We start from the raw sequence: 16,839 nt of genomic DNA, 5'->3' as shown, positions 1-16,839 counted from the left end.
CTGAATGGACTGACGCCATCGCGAGCGGGCTCGCTCCCACAGGGGAAAATTTGTTAATTCAGATGCTGATGCGTGAAAGTTTGATATCCGGTTCGGGGCTGACGCTCAGTTGTTCGACGATCGCATCCTGCAAACGGCTGCACAGCTGTGGGTCGGACAACGGGTGGTTGTTCGCGTCAGTGATGAAGAACACGTCTTCGACCCGCTCGCCGAGGGTGGCAATCTTGGCGTTCTGCAGCGACAGGTCGAATTCGAGAAAGATTGTTCCAATCCGCGCCAACAGGCCCGGACGGTCGGGGGCGCTGAGTTCCAGCACCGTCACCTGGCGCTGGGCGTCGTTGTGGATCGTCACTTGCGGCGCGAAGGCGAAATGCTTGAGCTGGCGCGGCACCCGACGCTGGATGATGGTCGGGTAGTCGTCCGGGTTGCGCAGGGCCTCGGTCAGGCCGTCGCGGATCTGCTTGACCCGCGCCGGGTTGTCGCCGATCGAGTCGCCGTCGGTGTCGAGCACGATGTAGGTGTCGAGGGTGAACTGGCTGGTAGAGGTGATAACCCGGGCGTCGTGAATGTTCAGGTTGAGCTGGTCCATCGCCGCCACGGTCACGGCGAAGAAGTCGTGCTGGTCCGGCGCGTAGATGAAGATCTGCGTACCGCCCTCGAACTCGCGCTGGGTGGTTTCCTTGATCAGCACCAGTGGCCCGCCGTCGGCCGGCTGCTGGAGGATGGCATCACTGTGCCAGGCCACGTCGCCGGCGGTGTGACGCAGGAAATAGTCATCACCCAGCTGCGACCAGAGTTGCTCGACGTCGTCTGGATCGGTGCCGCTGCGCACCAGAATATCCAGGGCTGCGCTCTGGGTCTGGCGAATCTGTTCTTCGCGGTCGACCGGGTTTTCCAGGCCGCGACGCAAGGCCCGCTTGGTCTCGGTGTAGAGCTGGCGCAACAGGCTGGCGCGCCAGGAGTTCCATAGCGTCGGATTGGTGGCGTTGATGTCGGCGACGGTCAGCACGTACAGGTAATCGAGGCGGGTTTCGTCACCGACGACCTGCGCGAAGTCGTGGATCACTTGCGGGTCGGACAGGTCCTTGCGCTGTGCGGTGGTCGACATCACCAGGTGGTTCTGTACCAGCCAGACAATCAGCCGGCTGTCCCACACGGGCAGTTGGTGCCGCTGGCAGAACGCTTCGGCATCGACCGCGCCGATGTCCGAGTGATCGCCATGCCGACCCTTGCCGATGTCGTGGTACAGCCCGGCGAGGTAGATCAGCTCGGGCTTGGGCAGTTTGCCCATGAGCTTGCTGGCCAGCGGGAATTTCTCGGACACCTGGGTGTACTGCAACTTACGCAGGTGCTTGATCAGGTTCAGGGTGTGGGCGTCGACCGTGTAAATATGGAACAGGTCGTGCTGCATCTGCCCGACGATAAAACCGAACTCCGGCAGGTAGCGCCCGAGAATGCCGTAACGGTTCATCCGTCGCAGGTTGCGGTGGATGCCGATCTTGCATTTGAACAGTTCGATGAACAGGCTGGTGTTGCGAATGTCGTTGCGGAAGTCGTCGTCGATCAGGTGCCGGTGTTCCCGCAGCAGACGAATAGTGTCAGCCCGCACGCCTTTGATTTCCGGCTGTTGGGCCATCAGCACAAAGATTTCCAGCATGGCAAACGGCGTGCGCCTGAACACGTTGGTGTTGATCGCCTCGATGTAGCCGTCATGCAACTGGAAGCGCGAGTTGATCGGTTGTGGCGGCGCTTCATCTTCCGGCGCGAGGATGACTTCCTCGAAATGCTGGATGATCAGGTCGCTGAGCTGGGCAATGCTCATTACCACGCGGTAGTACTGTTGCATGAAGTTTTCGATGGCGTGTTTCGCGTCTTCGCCTACGAAGCCCAGCAGCCCGGCAATCGAGCGCTGGTGATCGAACAGCAAGCGGTCCTCGGCGCGACCAGCCAGCATGTGCAGGGCATAGCGAACCTTCCACAGAAATTCCTGGGACGAGGCCAGCAGGGCGTTTTCGCTTTCGACCAGGAAGCCTTCGCCAGCGAGGGCGCGCAGGTTCAGCGTGCCGTATTGGCGGCGTGCCACCCAGAGAATCGTCTGAATATCCCGTAGGCCGCCGGGCGAGCCTTTGACGTTGGGTTCCAGGTTGTATTCGGTGTCGTTGTATTTGTGGTGACGGGCTTTTTGTTCGGTGTGTTTGGCCAGGAAGAACTCCTTGGCCGGCCACATGTGTTCGGTGCTGGTGACATCGAGCATGCGCTGACGCAGATGCTCGGGGCCGGCAATGGTGCGGCTTTCCATCAGGTTGGTGATCACCGTCAGGTCCGCGCGGGCCTGTTCGGCACATTCATCCACCGAGCGTACGCTTTGGCCGACCTCCAGACCGATGTCCCACAGCAGGGTCAGAAAACGCTCGATGGAATCGCGGAAAACTTCGTGATCGGCGTTGTCCAGCAGGATCAGCAAATCAATGTCGGAGTAGGGGTGCAACTCGCCGCGACCATAGCCGCCGACCGCAACCAGCGCGATGTCGGCATCTTCACTCCAGTCGAACTGCTCCCAGGCCTTTTGCAGGATGTTGTCGACGAACCAGGCACGATCCTCGATCAGCCGGCGAATATCCCGTCCGCTACGAAAGCGTGTGTCGAGCACCTCTCGCGCCTGGCGGATCGCCTTCTTGAAGGCCGCAATCGGGCTTGCCTTCAGGGCCAGTTCAGCCTGGAACTGGCCGCGGTCGAAGAGTTCGGGATCCACCTGCGGCATTGATTGGCTTTCCTTCTATAGGCTGGGTGCGGAGCTTGTCAGATCAGGCCGAAACGCGAGGGATGGTGTCATCGCTGCGCAAGGTGAAGATCTCGTAGCCGGTTTCGGTCACCAGAAGGGTGTGCTCCCACTGGGCCGACAGCTTGCGATCCTTGGTGATCGCGGTCCAGCCGTCGCCGAGTACCTTGGTGTCGGCACGGCCCTGATTGATCATTGGCTCGATGGTGAAGGTCATGCCGGCTTTCAGTTCCATGCCGGTGCCGGCGCGGCCGTAATGCAGGATTTGCGGTTCTTCGTGGAACACCTTGCCGATGCCGTGACCGCAGAATTCGCGAACCACCGAGAAGCCGTTCTTTTCAGCGTGCTTCTGGATGACTTCGCCGATATCGCCGAGGCGGCAGCCAGGCTTGACCAGTTCGATGGCCTTGTACATGCATTCCTGGGTGACTTGCGACAGGCGCTCGGCCCAAACCGGCACGTTGCCGACGTGGAACATGCGGCTGGTATCACCGTGATAGCCATCTTTGATTACGGTGACGTCGATGTTCAGCGTGTCGCCATCTTTAAGCGGCTTCTCGTTTGGAATGCCGTGGCAGACCACGTGGTTGATCGAGGTGCAGATCGACTTCGGAAAGCCTTTGTAGTTGAGCGGGGCAGGGATGGCTTTCTGCTCGTTGACGATGTAGTCGTGGCAGATGCGATCCAGCTCTTCGGTCGTGACGCCGGGTTTGACGAATTCGGCAATCATTTCCAGCACATCGGCGGCAAGTTTGCCGGCGATACGCATTTTTGCGATGTCCTCTGGGGTTTTGAGGGTGACGGTCATACAGGCTCTCTCTACGCTCAGTGGCGTTTTCTATACGGAATGGGCTCTGCGTGATGCTGCTCGCAGCCCTGAAAAACGCGATTCTAACAGACGATCACGGCAAATCTGCGCCTCTGTGCATCGCTTCTCTCTATAGAATGGCGCATTCTGGGGGGATTCCAAGGGCCGGGACAAAAGCGCTTATCCGGTTTCAAGAATCCGGGTTTCGTTTTCGCCCTCCTTGTGATATAAAATGCGCCGCTTTCCGGGGATACCCTGAAAAGCCTAAATCCACACACGTGTCGACACGATGACCTGGGTGCCTTCAGCTGATGCTGCTGGTTGGTCATTGGGATACGTGGAGGCCAAACCCGACTTATTAAGGAACTATCATGTCCCAAGTCAACATGCGCGATATGCTGAAGGCCGGTGTGCACTTCGGTCACCAGACCCGTTACTGGAACCCGAAAATGGGTAAATACATTTTCGGCGCGCGTAACAAGATCCACATCATCAACCTTGAAAAAACCCTGCCAATGTTCAACGAAGCTCTGACTTTCGTAGAGCGTCTGGCCCAGGGCAAAAACAAGATCCTGTTCGTCGGCACCAAGCGTTCCGCTGGCAAGATCGTTGCTGAAGAAGCAGCACGTTGCGGTTCGCCGTACGTCGATCACCGCTGGTTGGGCGGCATGCTGACCAACTTCAAAACCATCCGTGCTTCCATCAAGCGTCTGCGTGACCTTGAAGTGCAAGCCGAAGACGGTACTTTCGCCAAGCTGACCAAGAAAGAGGCGCTGATGCGCACTCGCGACCTGGAAAAGCTCGATCGTTCCCTGGGTGGTATCAAGGACATGGGCGGTCTGCCTGACGCACTGTTCGTTATCGACGTTGATCACGAGCGCATCGCGATCACCGAAGCCAACAAGCTGGGCATCCCGGTTATCGGCGTAGTCGATACCAACAGCAGCCCGGAAGGCGTTGACTACATCATCCCAGGCAACGATGACGCAATCCGCGCTATCCAGCTGTACATGGGTTCGATGGCTGACGCTGTAATCCGTGGTCGCAACCACGTTGCTGGCGGCACCGAGCAGTTCGTTGAAGAAGCTCCGGTAGCAGCAGCTGAGTAACTGACGCCTTGGCGTTGACTCAGTAAGCAAAAAGGGGGCTTGGCCCCCTTTTTGCCACCTCGAAAACCATTTGTTGGCGCCCGTTTCAGGGATGCCGCTACTGCATTTGTAATGTGCAGCAGCTAACAAGGGTGGTTCGGGAAGAATTGAACGCCCGTTCGATCGGGTGGAATGGTTGATAACCTATCCAAGAGGAATTTTGAAATGGCAGAGATTACTGCAGCGTTGGTCAAAGAACTGCGCGAGCGTACTGGCGAAGGCATGATGGACTGCAAGAAAGCCTTGACCAAGGCTGGCGGCGACATCGAAAAAGCCATTGATGACATGCGCGCTTCGGGCGCCATCAAGGCAGCCAAAAAAGCAGGCAACGTTGCTGCTGAAGGCGCTATCGCTCTGAAGGAAGACGGTAAATCCGCCGTTCTGCTGGAAGTGAACTCGCAGACCGACTTCCTGGCCCTGCAGGACGACTTCAAGGCATTTGTTGCTGCAAGCGTTGAAAAAGCGTTCGCCGACAAGCTGGTAGACGTTGCTCCGCTGATCGAAGCTCAAGAAGCTGATCGCCTGGTACTGGTCGGCAAGGTTGGCGAAAACGTCAACATCCGTCGTCTGGCACGCGTTGAAGGTGACGTTGTCGGTGGTTACCTGCACGGCAACAAGATCGGTGTTGCAGTTGTCCTGAAAGGCGGCAGCGTTGAGCTGGCCAAGGACATCGCTATGCACGTAGCGGCCACCAACCCTGAATTCCTGCTGCCATCGGAAGTTTCCGCTGAAGCGATCGAGCGCGAGAAAGGCGTGTTCCTGACGCTGAACGCTGACAAGATCGCCGGCAAGCCGGAAAACATCGTTGAAAACATGGTCAAAGGCCGTATCAGCAAGTTCCTGGCCGAAGCCAGCCTGGTTGAGCAGGCGTTCGTCAAGAACCCTGAAATCAAGGTCGGCGAGCTGGCCAAGAAAGCCGGTGCTGAAATCGTTTCCTTCACCTACTTCAAAGTAGGCGAAGGCATCGAGAAGCCAGTCGACAACTTCGCTGAAGAAGTTGCTGCCCAGCTGGCTGCTGCCAAGTCGTAAGACGGTTTTTTAACTGTCGCCCTGAAGAGGCTGCCCGCTCACGCGCGCAGCCTCTTTTCAGATGGGGAAGCCAATTTATTTGGTTTTCCGTCGGAACTGGCTTACAAAGCCGTGTTCCGATGGCGCTGTGATAGCGTCAAACCAGAGTGAACGCAGGCTGCAAACAGCCCGCAAAGAATTTTTTAAATACGCCGCAGGAGAGATTCGCAATGGCTCAGCAGGGCAGTGGTTATCAGGCTCGCTATAAACGCATTCTACTCAAGCTTAGCGGCGAGGCCCTGATGGGCTCCGAAGAGTTCGGGATCGATCCCAAGGTTCTGGATCGCATGGCGCTGGAAGTCGGCCAACTGGTCGGTATCGGCGTTCAGGTCGGTCTGGTGATTGGTGGTGGTAATCTGTTCCGCGGCGCGGCACTGAGTGCGGCCGGTATGGATCGGGTAACTGGCGACCACATGGGCATGCTGGCCACTGTGATGAACGCTCTGGCCATGCGTGATGCGCTGGAACGTGCGAATATCTCGGCCATCGTGATGTCGGCTATTTCCATGGTGGGCGTGACCGATCATTACGATCGCCGCAAAGCCATGCGTCACCTGAACGCCAAGGAAGTGGTCATTTTCGCTGCCGGTACCGGCAACCCGTTCTTCACCACGGACTCGGCCGCTTGCCTGCGAGCGATCGAGATCGATGCTGATGTCGTGTTGAAAGCGACCAAGGTTGATGGTGTGTACACCGCTGACCCATTCAAAGACCCGCATGCCGAGAAGTTCGATCATCTGACCTACGATGAAGTGCTGGATCGCAAGCTGGGCGTGATGGATCTGACGGCTATTTGCCTGTGCCGCGACCACAAAATGCCGCTGCGCGTATTTAACATGAACAAGCCCGGCGCCCTGCTGAACATCGTGCATGGCGGCGCTGAAGGAACCCTGATCGAGGAAGGCGAACAATGATCAACGAAATCAAGAAAGACGCTCAAGAGCGCATGACCAAATCCCTGGAGTCGCTGGCGCACGCTTTTGGTCAGATTCGTACAGGCAAGGCGCACCCAAGTATCCTGGGCAGCGTGATGGTGCCTTACTACGGTTCGGATACTCCTTTGAGCAGCGTGGCCAACGTCACCGTGAAGGACTCCCGGACCCTGCAAGTCGTGGCTTTCGAGCGCAACATGCTCGCAGCGGTCGATAAGGCGATCCAGAGTGCTGGTCTGAACCTCAACCCAACGAACCTGGGTGAGTTGCTGCTGATATCTATGCCGGCCTTGACCGAGGAGACCCGCAAGGGCTTCACCAAGCAAGCGCGCAGCGCAGCCGAAGATGCTCGTGTCGCGGTGCGTAATATTCGCCGTGATGCGCTGGGCGACCTGAAGAAGCTGGTCAAGGATAAGGAAATCAGCGAAGACGAAGAGCGTCGCGCGAGTGCCGATATCGACAAGTTGATCAAGGACTTCGAGGCTCAGATCAATAAGCTCACTGAAGACAAAGAAAAGGACCTGATGGCCGTATAAGGGGTCAGGACGCCTTCATGGAAAAGACCAAGCAGACTGCGCCCTCCGTGGTGCCGCGCCATGTCGCGATCATCATGGACGGCAATAATCGCTGGGCAAAAAAACGTTTCTTGCCTGGCGTTGCCGGGCACAAGGCTGGCGTCGATGCCGTTCGCGCGGTCATCGAGGTGTGTGCTGAGGCCGGGGTCGAAGTACTGACCCTGTTCGCCTTCTCCAGTGAAAACTGGCAGCGTCCAGCCGATGAAGTCAGTGCCTTGATGGATTTGTTTTTCAAGGCATTGCGTCGCGAGGCCAAGCGCCTCAACGACAACAACATCACGCTGCGTATTATCGGTGACCGTTCGCGTTTTCATCCCGAGCTTCAAGCGGCAATGCGTGAGGCGGAGGCAATGACAGTGGGCGCCAATCGTTTTGTTCTGCAGATCGCTGCGAACTACGGCGGCCAGTGGGATATCGCGCAGGCTGCGCAGCGTCTGGCGCGAGAAGTTCAAGCCGGGCATTTGCGTCCGGATGACATCACCCCGCAATTGCTGCAAACCTGCCTGGCTACCGGTGATCTACCGTTACCGGATTTGTGCATTCGTACCGGCGGCGAGCATCGCATCAGCAACTTCCTGCTGTGGCAGTTGGCGTACTCCGAGCTGTATTTTTCCGACCTGTTCTGGCCGGACTTCAAACACGAAGCCATGCGTAATGCGCTGGCCGATTTCGCTTCTCGCCAGCGTCGCTTCGGTAAAACGAGTGAGCAGGTCGAGGCTGGGGCCCGGGTTTAATGCTTAAACAACGAATCATCACTGCGCTGATCCTGCTACCGATCGCCCTGTGCGGATTTTTTCTGCTCGAGGGTTCCGGTTTTGCGCTGTTTATCGGCCTGGTCGTGACCCTTGGTGCCTGGGAATGGGCGCGTTTGGCGGGTTTCACTGCGCAACCGATTCGCCTCGCTTATGCGGCCGTGGTCGCGGCAATGCTGTTTGTCATGCATGTGCTGCCAGGGCTTTCGCCTTGGGTGTTGGGGGCTGCGGTGCTCTGGTGGGCAGCGGCGACTTACCTGGTGCTGACCTATCCCAAGACCAGCGAACATTGGGCCAGTGCAGCCTGCAAGCTGGTGATCGGCCTGCTGATTCTGTTGCCGGCCTGGCAGGGTCTGATTCTGATCAAGCAGGAGCCGCTGGGTAACTGGCTGATCATGGCGGTAATGGTGTTGGTCTGGGGCGCAGACATTGGCGCTTACTTTTCCGGTCGGGCATTTGGCAAGCGTAAACTTGCTCCGCACGTCAGTCCCGGCAAAAGCTGGGAAGGTGTGTACGGTGGTTTGCTGCTGAGTCTGGTGATCACCGCCATTGTTGGCCTGGTGCGTGACTGGACGACCGGCGAGATGCTGAAAGGGTTGATCGGCGCGGCGATTATCGTGTTTATTTCGGTGATCGGCGATTTGACCGAAAGCATGTTCAAGCGTCAGTCGGGAATCAAGGACAGCAGTAATCTGCTGCCTGGCCACGGCGGCGTACTGGACCGTATCGACAGTCTCACCGCGGCGATTCCCGTGTTTGCTGTATTGCTGTGGATGGCAGCACCATGAGCCGCCCACAACAGATCACTGTCCTGGGTGCGACCGGCTCCATTGGTCTGAGCACCCTTGATGTCATCGCTCGTCACCCTGAGCGCTATCAAGTCTTCGCTTTGAGCGGTTTCTCTCGTCTGAGTGAGCTGCTGGCCTTGTGCATTCGCCATGTGCCGCGTTTTGCGGTGGTGCCAGAGCCCGTGGCTGCCCGGCGCCTGCAAGACGATCTGCGGGCGGCAGGCCTTTCGACGCGCGTTCTGGTGGGGGAGGAGGGCTTGTGTCAGGTCGCCTCCGACGCTGAAGTCGATGCGGTGATGGCGGCGATTGTCGGTGCGGCCGGTTTGCGTCCGACGCTGGCGGCGGTCGAGGCGGGCAAGAAGATTCTGCTGGCCAACAAAGAAGCGCTGGTGATGTCCGGCGCTCTGTTCATGCAGGCCGTGCACAAGAGCGGGTCAGTGCTGCTGCCCATCGACAGCGAGCACAACGCAATCTTTCAGTGCATGCCCGCAGACTTTTCCCGTGGGCTTGGCGCTGTAGGCGTTCGACGGATTTTGCTGACAGCCTCTGGCGGTCCGTTCCGGCAGACGTCCATGGCTGAGTTGGCGCATGTTACGCCAGAGCAGGCGTGTGCCCATCCCAACTGGTCGATGGGGCGCAAGATTTCGGTCGATTCGGCCAGCATGATGAACAAGGGCCTGGAGTTGATCGAGGCCTGTTGGCTGTTTGATGCCAAACCGTCGCAGATCGAAGTGGTGATTCATCCACAAAGCGTGATTCATTCGCTGGTCGACTACGTTGATGGTTCGGTATTGGCGCAGTTGGGCAATCCGGATATGCGGACACCGATCGCTAACGCGCTGGCATGGCCTGAGCGCATCGACTCCGGGGTTGCGCCGCTTGATCTGTTCGCGATCGCGCGTCTGGACTTCCAGGCGCCTGACGAAGAGCGTTTCCCGTGCTTGCGTCTGGCGCGTCATGCGGCGGAGGCCGGCAACAGTGCTCCGGCCATGCTGAACGCCGCGAATGAGGTAGCTGTTGCAGCCTTTCTCGATGGACGTGTCCGTTACCTGGAGATCGCGAGTATCATCGAGGAGGTGTTAAACCTCGAACCTGTGGTTTCGGTCGATGATCTCGATGCGGTTTTCACTGCGGACGCGAAAGCGCGTGTCCTTGCCGAGCGTTGGTTGAGTCGTCACGGGCGATAGGTGTTGCGGCTGGTTTGCTCGCGGCAGCACTGAATAGGATTGCGGAGAAAGTAGATGAGCGCGCTCTATATGATTGTCGGCACCCTGGTGGCTTTGGGCGTGCTGGTCACCTTCCATGAATTTGGCCATTTCTGGGTTGCGCGTCGCTGTGGCGTCAAGGTTCTGCGTTTCTCCGTGGGTTTCGGCCTGCCGTTGCTGCGCTGGCATGATCGGCGCGGCACCGAGTTCGTAATCGCCGCCATCCCTCTGGGTGGCTACGTGAAAATGCTCGATGAGCGTGAAGGTGAAGTGCCGGCCGATCAGCTTGACCAGGCCTTCAACCGAAAATCCGTTCGTCAGCGCATCGCAATCGTTGCTGCCGGGCCTATCGCCAACTTCCTGTTGGCATTGGTGTTCTTTTGGGCGCTGGCAATGCTGGGGACGGAGCAGGTGCGCCCCGTCATTGGTGCCGTTGAGATCGGCAGTCTTGCCGCCAAGGCTGGTTTGAGCCCAGGCCAGGAAATTGTCGCTATCGACGGCGAGCCGACTTCGGGTTGGGCGGCAGTGAATCTGCAGCTGGTCCGGCGTCTCGGTGAAAGCGGTTCCTTGCAGTTGCTGGTGCGCGAGCAGGGCTCTACCGCTGATTCACCTCGTGAGCTGGTCCTGGACCATTGGCTCAAGGGCGCCGATGAGCCGGATCCGATTCGCTCGCTGGGTATTCGTCCTTGGCGTCCGGAATTGCCCCCCGTGTTGGCTGAACTCGACCCCAAAGGCCCGGCGCAGGCTGCAGGCCTGAAGACCGGCGACCGTCTGCTGGCGCTCGATGGTCAGGCGTTGAGCGACTGGCAGCAAGTGGTTGATTGGGTCCGTGTACGTCCTGATACCAAAATTGTGCTGCACATTGAGCGCGACGGTGCTCAAATCGACGTCCCTGTGACTTTGGCAACCCGTGGCAAGGAAAAAGTGGCCACTGGTTATCTGGGAGCCGGGGTGAAAGCTGTCGATTGGCCACCAGCCATGATTCGCGAGGTCAGCTTCGGTCCTGTGGCAGCAATTGGCGAGGGTGCTCGACGCACCTGGACCATGAGTGTGTTGACCCTTGATTCACTAAAGAAAATGTTGTTCGGCGAGCTCTCGGTAAAAAACTTGAGTGGACCGATAACCATTGCTAAAGTGGCGGGCGCTTCTGCCCAGTCGGGTGTCGCTGATTTCCTGAATTTCCTGGCTTATCTGAGTATTAGCCTGGGAGTTCTGAATTTGTTGCCCATTCCTGTACTGGATGGGGGGCATTTGTTGTTTTATCTGATCGAGTGGACGCGTGGTCGTCCCTTGTCGGATCGGGTGCAGAGTTGGGGGATACAGATCGGTATCAGTTTGGTGATCGGGGTGATGTTGCTTGCTCTGGTCAACGATCTGGGTCGACTGTAACGCTTCGCTGAATTGCGAATCTGCCGCATTTTGCGGCAGTTTGTTTATTGCCAGTTGGAATAAGAAAGGACTTCATGAAACGTCTGCTGCTAACTGCGGTTCTCACCGTATTGATGATCGCCGAAGTTCACGCCGAGTCCTTCACTATCTCCGATATTCGCGTCAATGGCCTCCAGCGGGTATCCGCGGGTAGCGTCTTTGGTGCCTTGCCGTTGAACGTCGGTGAACAGGCGGATGATCGTCGCCTGGTGGAATCCACTCGTGCGCTGTTCAAAACCGGGTTCTTTCAAGATATCCAGCTGGGCCGCGATGGCAATGTCCTGGTCATCACTGTAGTCGAGCGTCCGTCGGTTGCCAGTATCGAGATCGAGGGTAACAAGGCGATCTCCACTGAAGACCTGATGAAAGGCCTTAAACAATCCGGTCTGGCCGAAGGCGAGATCTTCCAGCGTGCGACGCTTGAAGGCGTGCGTAACGAGCTGCAGCGTCAGTACGTCGCTCAAGGCCGCTACTCTGCGACCGTCGATACCGAGGTTGTTCCTCAGCCGCGTAACCGCGTTGGCTTGAAGGTCAATATCAACGAAGGCACTGTTGCCGCCATCCAGCACATCAACGTGGTGGGTAACACGGTTTTCCCTGATGAAGACCTGATCGACCTGTTCGAACTCAAGACCACCAACTGGCTGTCGTTCTTCAAGAACGATGACAAGTACGCTCGTGAAAAACTCTCCGGTGACCTGGAGCGTCTGCGCTCCTATTACCTGGACCGTGGCTATATCAACATGGATATCGCTTCGACCCAGGTTTCGATCACTCCGGACAAAAAACACGTCTATATCACCGTTAACGTCAACGAAGGTCAGAAGTACAACGTTCGTGACGTGAAGCTCAGCGGTGACCTGAAAGTCCCTGAAGACCAGGTCAAGGCGCTGCTGCTGGTGCAAAAAGGTCAGGTGTTCTCGCGCAAGCTGATGACCACGACTTCTGAATTGATCACCCGTCGCCTGGGTAACGAGGGTTACACCTTCGCCAACGTCAACGGTGTACCGACTCCACATGATGACGATCACACGGTCGATATCACTTTTGTGGTCGATCCGGGCAAGCGTGCTTACGTAAACCGTATCAACTTCCGCGGCAACACCAAGTCGGAAGACGAAGTGCTGCGTCGTGAAATGCGCCAGATGGAAGGTGGCTGGGCTTCGACCTACCTGATCGACCAGTCCAAGACCCGTCTGGAGCGTCTGGGCTTCTTCAAGGAAGTCAACGTCGAGACTCCGGCCGTACCGGGTGTCGATGACCAGGTTGACGTGAACTACGCCGTTGAAGAACAAGCTTCCGGTTCGATTACCGCCAGCGTTGGTTTTGCTCAGAGCGCCGGTTTGATCCTGGGTGGTTCGATTACCCAGAACAACTTCCTGGGTACCGGTAACAAGGTCAGCATCGGCTTGACCCGTAGCCAGTACCAGAGCCGTTACAACTTCGGTTATGTCGACCCGTACTGGACTGCCGATGGCGTGAGCCTGGGCTACAACGTGTTCTATCGCACGACTGACTACAAGAACCTCGATGTCAACGTAGCCAGCTACGCGGTAGACAGTCTGGGTGCGGGTGTCAATGTCGGTTATCCGATCAGCGAGACTTCGCGTCTGACTTTCGGCCTGACGGCACAGCAAGACAAGATCAAAACCGGTCAGTACACCGTCGACGAGATTTTCAACTTCGTTAACACGCAAGGCGACCAGTACCTGAACTTCAAGGCTTCAGCCGGTTGGTCCGAGTCCACACTGAACAAAGGTGTGCTGGCGACCCGTGGTCACTCGCAAAGCCTGACACTGGAAGCCACTACACCAGGCAGCGATCTGTCGTTCTTCAAGCTCGACTACCGTGGTCAGCTGTTCCAGCCGTTGTCTGAAAACTACACCATGCGCCTGCATACCGAACTGGGTTACGGCGATGGTTATGGTTCTACAAACGGGTTGCCGTTCTACGAGAACTATTATGCCGGTGGTTTCAACTCGGTCCGTGGTTTCAAGGACAGTACGCTTGGCCCTCGTGGTACCCCGAGCCGTGGTGTTGGGGTGACCGGGAACCAGGGCACCCTCGCTGACCCGGATACTAATGCGCTGCCATTTGGTGGTAACGTCCTGATTCAAGGTGGTGTAGAAGTTCTCTTCCCATTGCCTTTCGTCAAGGATCAACGATCCCTGCGTACCTCTGTATTCTGGGACGTCGGCAACGTATTCGACTCCAAGTGCGAGCAGGTCAGGAATACCAATGGCACTCTGTCCCAAACGCAGTGCAACGACGTCAGTCTGGCCAATATGGCCAGTTCGGTGGGCGTTGGCGTGACATGGGTTACCGCCCTCGGTCCGTTGAGCTTTGCCTTGGCAATGCCGGTCAAGAAACCGGACAGCAATGCAGAGACCCAGGTGTTCCAATTCTCCCTCGGTCAGACTTTCTAATAGTCTGATCCAAGATAACGACAATGGATTTTGTAGGAGTGCATCGTGCGTAAGTTGACTCAATTGGTTCTCCTGGCAACTGTCCTGGTAGCAACCCCGGCATTTGCCGAAATGAAAATCGCGGTACTGAACTATCAAATGGCTCTGCTGGAGTCTGACGCGGCGAAGAAGTACGCCGTGGATGCCGAGAAGAAGTTCGGCCCGCAGTTGACCAAGCTCAAAACCCTGGAAAGCAGTGCCAAAGGCATCCAGGATCGTCTGGTTAGCGGTGGCGACAAAATGGCCCAGGGCGAGCGTGAGCGTCTTGAGCTCGAGTTCAAGCAGAAGGCTCGTGACTTCCAGTTCCAGTCCAAAGAGCTGAACGAAGCCAAAGCCGTTGCTGACCGTGAAATGCTGAAGCAGCTCAAGCCGAAACTGGATAGCGCTGTGGAAGAAGTCATCAAGAAAGGTGCTTATGACCTGGTCTTCGAGCGTGGCGCAGTGATTGATGTCAAACCTCAGTACGACATCACTCGCCAGGTTATCGAGCGCATGAATCAGCTGAAGTAATCCATGACAGCGACTATAAAGCTCGGCCAATTGGCCGAGTTCCTCGGCGCCACCCTACGTGGCGACCCGGAGAAAGAAATCACTGGGCTAGCCACCTTGCAGGAGGCTGGCCCAGCTCAGTTGAGCTTTCTGGCAAACCCCCAATACCGTAAATATCTGGCCGACAGCCAGGCTGCAGCCGTGTTGCTGAAGGCCGCTGACGCAGAAGGTTTTGCCGGTGATGCGCTGGTTGTGCCCGATCCGTACGCGGCGTATGCGCGGGTTTCCCATCTGTTCGATCCCAAGCCGAAGGCTGCTGCCGGTATTCATCCGACAGCGGTTGTGGCGGCGGATGCAGTGGTTGATCCGGCGGCGAGTATCGGCGCGTTTGCCGTGATCGAAAGCGCTGCGCGAATCGCCGCAGGCGTGACGGTCGGTGCGCACTGCTTCATTGGTGCGCGCAGCGAGATCGGCGAGGGCGGCTGGTTGGCCCCGCGTGTGACGCTGTACCACGACGTTCGCATTGGCAGGCGCGTGGTCATTCAGTCCGGCGCCGTGCTCGGTGGTGAAGGCTTTGGTTTTGCCAACGAAAAAGGTATCTGGCAGAAAATCGCCCAGGTCGGTGGGGTATTGATCGGTGACGATGTGGAGATTGGCGTGAATACCGCCATCGACCGCGGCGCGTTGGCCGACACCATCATCGGCAATGGCGTGAAGCTCGATAACCAGATTCAGATTGCCCACAACGTGCAGGTCGGTGATCACACCGCCATGGCGGCGTGCGTGGGGATTTCCGGCAGCACCAAAATCGGCAAGCACTGCATGCTGGCGGGTGGTGTAGGGCTGGTCGGGCACATTGATATTTGCGACAACGTATTCCTGACCGGAATGACCATGGTGACTCACTCGATTACCGAGCCGGGTTCATATTCCTCCGGAACGGCCATGCAACCGGCTGCCGAGTGGCGTAAAAGCGCGGCACGTATCCGTCAGCTCGATGACATCGCGCGACGTCTGCGACAGCTGGAAAAGCGTGTTGGGGACGTGACCCCTGACAGCAATGCTTCATCAGATGGCTGATACCATTTCCATATCAAGTGTGCACAGCCGTTAGACTGCCTCCTTGATTTGCTAGAGGAGTGTGCGTCAGTCGCGCGCTCCCAATCTTTACATAGGCTTCCCCCCGAAATGATGGACATCAACGAGATTCGCGAATACCTGCCTCACCGTTACCCGTTCCTGTTGGTGGACCGGGTAGTGGAGCTGGATGTTGAGGGCAAGCGCATTCGCGCCTACAAGAATGTCAGCATCAACGAGCCGTTCTTCAATGGTCACTTTCCGGCGCATCCAATCATGCCGGGCGTACTGATCATTGAAGCGATGGCTCAGGCTGCCGGGATCCTTGGCTTCAAAATGCTCGACGTCAAGCCTGCCGATGGCACGCTTTACTACTTCGTCGGCTCCGACAAGCTGCGTTTCCGCCAACCGGTTCTGCCGGGTGATCAGTTGATTCTTGAAGCCAGGTTCATCAGCTGCAAGCGTCAGATCTGGAAGTTCGAATGCCAGGCTTCGGTCGATGGCAAGCCAGTCTGCTCTGCTGAAATCATCTGTGCGGAACGCAAACTATGAGTTTGATTGACCCTCGCGCAATCATCGATCCGACGGCCATTCTGGCCGACGACGTCGAGGTCGGCCCGTGGTCGATCGTCGGCGCTGGTGTGGAAATCGGCGAGGGAACAGTGATCGGCCCGCACGTGATTCTCAAGGGTCCGACACGTATCGGTAAGCACAACCGCATTTACCAGTTTTCCTCGGTAGGTGAGGACACGCCCGATTTGAAGTACAAGGGTGAGGAAACCCGTCTGGTGATCGGTGACCACAATGTCATCCGTGAAGGCGTGACGATTCACCGTGGCACGATTCAGGATCGTTCCGAAACGACCCTGGGTGATCACAACCTGATCATGGCTTATGCCCACATTGGCCATGACAGCGTTATCGGCAATAACTGCATCCTGGTCAACAACACTGCGTTGGCCGGTCATGTGCACGTCGATGACTGGGCGATCCTTTCCGGTTTTACCCTGGTTCATCAGTATTGCCATATTGGCGCCCACAGCTTTTCCGGCATGGGCACCGCCATTGGCAAAGACGTTCCGGCCTATGTCACGGTGTTTGGCAACCCTGCCGAAGCCCGCAGCATGAACTTCGAAGGCATGCGCCGTCGCGGGTTCAGCGAGGACGCGATCCACGCGCTGCGTCGTGCCTACAAAGTGGTTTATCGCCAGGGTTTGACGGTCGAACAGGCACTTGCCGAGTTGACCGAGCCATCAGAGCAGTTCCCGGAAGTCGCGGTGTTCCGTGACTCGATCCAGTCTTCGACTCGCGGCATCACCCGTTAA

At 57.4% G+C, this 16,839-nt stretch carries 15 protein-coding genes; 13 read left to right on the top strand and 2 right to left on the bottom strand.

Annotated elements, in window-relative coordinates:
• Window positions 1-58 precede the first annotated feature (58 nt).
• Together AC1RKH_RS12810 and map are read right to left on the bottom strand one after the other, a co-directional pair.
• Window positions 59-2,761, bottom strand: coding sequence for a [protein-PII] uridylyltransferase (locus AC1RKH_RS12810; RefSeq protein WP_493062310.1), 2,703 nt, complete (start codon window positions 2,759-2,761; stop codon window positions 59-61).
• Between the two features lie 43 nt (window positions 2,762-2,804).
• Window positions 2,805-3,587, bottom strand: a complete 783-nt coding sequence (gene map / locus AC1RKH_RS12805) for a type I methionyl aminopeptidase (RefSeq protein WP_123428509.1) — start codon at window positions 3,585-3,587, stop codon at window positions 2,805-2,807.
• A 371-nt stretch (window positions 3,588-3,958) separates the two neighbouring features.
• Between map and rpsB the strand changes: the two genes are divergently transcribed.
• The 13 genes from rpsB to lpxA all read left to right on the top strand — a co-directional run bounded on the left by rpsB (window position 3,959) and on the right by lpxA (window position 16,839).
• Window positions 3,959-4,696 carry a 30S ribosomal protein S2 gene (gene rpsB / locus AC1RKH_RS12800; protein WP_003219330.1) on the top strand — a complete coding sequence of 246 codons (738 nt, stop codon included), beginning with the start codon at window positions 3,959-3,961 and terminating at the stop codon, window positions 4,694-4,696.
• Window positions 4,697-4,900: 204 nt separating this feature from the next.
• Complete coding sequence (gene tsf / locus AC1RKH_RS12795) at window positions 4,901-5,764, top strand: translation elongation factor Ts (protein ID WP_123428508.1); 864 nt, start codon at window positions 4,901-4,903, stop codon at window positions 5,762-5,764.
• A 209-nt stretch (window positions 5,765-5,973) separates the two neighbouring features.
• Entirely contained in the window at window positions 5,974-6,717 is a 744-nt protein-coding gene (gene pyrH, locus AC1RKH_RS12790; RefSeq protein WP_019692086.1) for a UMP kinase, read from the top strand.
• Entirely contained in the window at window positions 6,714-7,271 is a 558-nt protein-coding gene (gene frr / locus AC1RKH_RS12785) for a ribosome recycling factor (protein ID WP_019692087.1), read from the top strand. The genes pyrH and frr overlap by 4 nt, the downstream gene beginning before the upstream one ends.
• A gap of 17 nt (window positions 7,272-7,288) precedes the next feature.
• A complete protein-coding gene (gene uppS / locus AC1RKH_RS12780) occupies window positions 7,289-8,044 on the top strand; it encodes a polyprenyl diphosphate synthase (protein ID WP_123428506.1) in 756 nt (251 codons plus the stop codon).
• Window positions 8,044-8,850: a phosphatidate cytidylyltransferase gene (locus tag AC1RKH_RS12775; protein WP_493062309.1), complete on the top strand. Its 807-nt coding sequence runs from the start codon at window positions 8,044-8,046 to the stop codon at window positions 8,848-8,850. Before uppS ends, AC1RKH_RS12775 begins: the two co-directional genes overlap by 1 nt.
• Window positions 8,847-10,037: a 1-deoxy-D-xylulose-5-phosphate reductoisomerase gene (gene ispC / locus AC1RKH_RS12770; protein ID WP_123428502.1), complete on the top strand. Its 1,191-nt coding sequence runs from the start codon at window positions 8,847-8,849 to the stop codon at window positions 10,035-10,037. The genes AC1RKH_RS12775 and ispC overlap by 4 nt, the downstream gene beginning before the upstream one ends.
• 54 nt (window positions 10,038-10,091) lie before the next feature.
• On the top strand, window positions 10,092-11,444 hold the full coding sequence (gene rseP / locus AC1RKH_RS12765; RefSeq protein ID WP_493062308.1) for a sigma E protease regulator RseP: 1,353 nt from the start codon (window positions 10,092-10,094) through the stop codon (window positions 11,442-11,444).
• 74 nt (window positions 11,445-11,518) lie between these two features.
• On the top strand, window positions 11,519-13,909 hold the full coding sequence (gene bamA / locus AC1RKH_RS12760; RefSeq protein ID WP_493062307.1) for an outer membrane protein assembly factor BamA: 2,391 nt from the start codon (window positions 11,519-11,521) through the stop codon (window positions 13,907-13,909).
• A 45-nt stretch (window positions 13,910-13,954) separates the two neighbouring features.
• The gene (locus AC1RKH_RS12755; RefSeq protein WP_071551636.1) at window positions 13,955-14,458 is read left to right on the top strand and encodes an OmpH/Skp family outer membrane protein; all 504 of its coding nucleotides are present in this window, start codon (window positions 13,955-13,957) and stop codon (window positions 14,456-14,458) included.
• 3 nt (window positions 14,459-14,461) lie between these two features.
• Window positions 14,462-15,517 carry a UDP-3-O-(3-hydroxymyristoyl)glucosamine N-acyltransferase gene (gene lpxD / locus AC1RKH_RS12750; protein WP_493062306.1) on the top strand — a complete coding sequence of 352 codons (1,056 nt, stop codon included), beginning with the start codon at window positions 14,462-14,464 and terminating at the stop codon, window positions 15,515-15,517.
• A gap of 108 nt (window positions 15,518-15,625) precedes the next feature.
• Window positions 15,626-16,066, top strand: coding sequence for a 3-hydroxyacyl-ACP dehydratase FabZ (gene fabZ, locus AC1RKH_RS12745; RefSeq protein WP_071551634.1), 441 nt, complete (start codon window positions 15,626-15,628; stop codon window positions 16,064-16,066).
• Window positions 16,063-16,839, top strand: coding sequence for an acyl-ACP--UDP-N-acetylglucosamine O-acyltransferase (lpxA, locus tag AC1RKH_RS12740; protein ID WP_493062305.1), 777 nt, complete (start codon window positions 16,063-16,065; stop codon window positions 16,837-16,839). Before fabZ ends, lpxA begins: the two co-directional genes overlap by 4 nt.

This window comes from Pseudomonas sp. GW822-FHT06B12 (assembly GCF_058799675.1).
The sequence above is the reverse complement of the archived record's forward strand: the minus strand, read 5'-3'. Positions and strand labels throughout refer to the sequence as shown.

Coding starts and splice junctions, on each gene's coding strand:
- AC1RKH_RS12810 (WP_493062310.1), bottom strand. CDS start 2,761: ATGCCGCAGGTGGATCCCGAACTCTTCGACCGCGGCCAGTTCCAGGCT.
- map (WP_123428509.1), bottom strand. CDS start 3,587: ATGACCGTCACCCTCAAAACCCCAGAGGACATCGCAAAAATGCGTATC.
- rpsB (WP_003219330.1), top strand. CDS start 3,959: ATGTCCCAAGTCAACATGCGCGATATGCTGAAGGCCGGTGTGCACTTC.
- tsf (WP_123428508.1), top strand. CDS start 4,901: ATGGCAGAGATTACTGCAGCGTTGGTCAAAGAACTGCGCGAGCGTACT.
- pyrH (WP_019692086.1), top strand. CDS start 5,974: ATGGCTCAGCAGGGCAGTGGTTATCAGGCTCGCTATAAACGCATTCTA.
- frr (WP_019692087.1), top strand. CDS start 6,714: ATGATCAACGAAATCAAGAAAGACGCTCAAGAGCGCATGACCAAATCC.
- uppS (WP_123428506.1), top strand. CDS start 7,289: ATGGAAAAGACCAAGCAGACTGCGCCCTCCGTGGTGCCGCGCCATGTC.
- AC1RKH_RS12775 (WP_493062309.1), top strand. CDS start 8,044: ATGCTTAAACAACGAATCATCACTGCGCTGATCCTGCTACCGATCGCC.
- ispC (WP_123428502.1), top strand. CDS start 8,847: ATGAGCCGCCCACAACAGATCACTGTCCTGGGTGCGACCGGCTCCATT.
- rseP (WP_493062308.1), top strand. CDS start 10,092: ATGAGCGCGCTCTATATGATTGTCGGCACCCTGGTGGCTTTGGGCGTG.
- bamA (WP_493062307.1), top strand. CDS start 11,519: ATGAAACGTCTGCTGCTAACTGCGGTTCTCACCGTATTGATGATCGCC.
- lpxD (WP_493062306.1), top strand. CDS start 14,462: ATGACAGCGACTATAAAGCTCGGCCAATTGGCCGAGTTCCTCGGCGCC.
- fabZ (WP_071551634.1), top strand. CDS start 15,626: ATGATGGACATCAACGAGATTCGCGAATACCTGCCTCACCGTTACCCG.
- lpxA (WP_493062305.1), top strand. CDS start 16,063: ATGAGTTTGATTGACCCTCGCGCAATCATCGATCCGACGGCCATTCTG.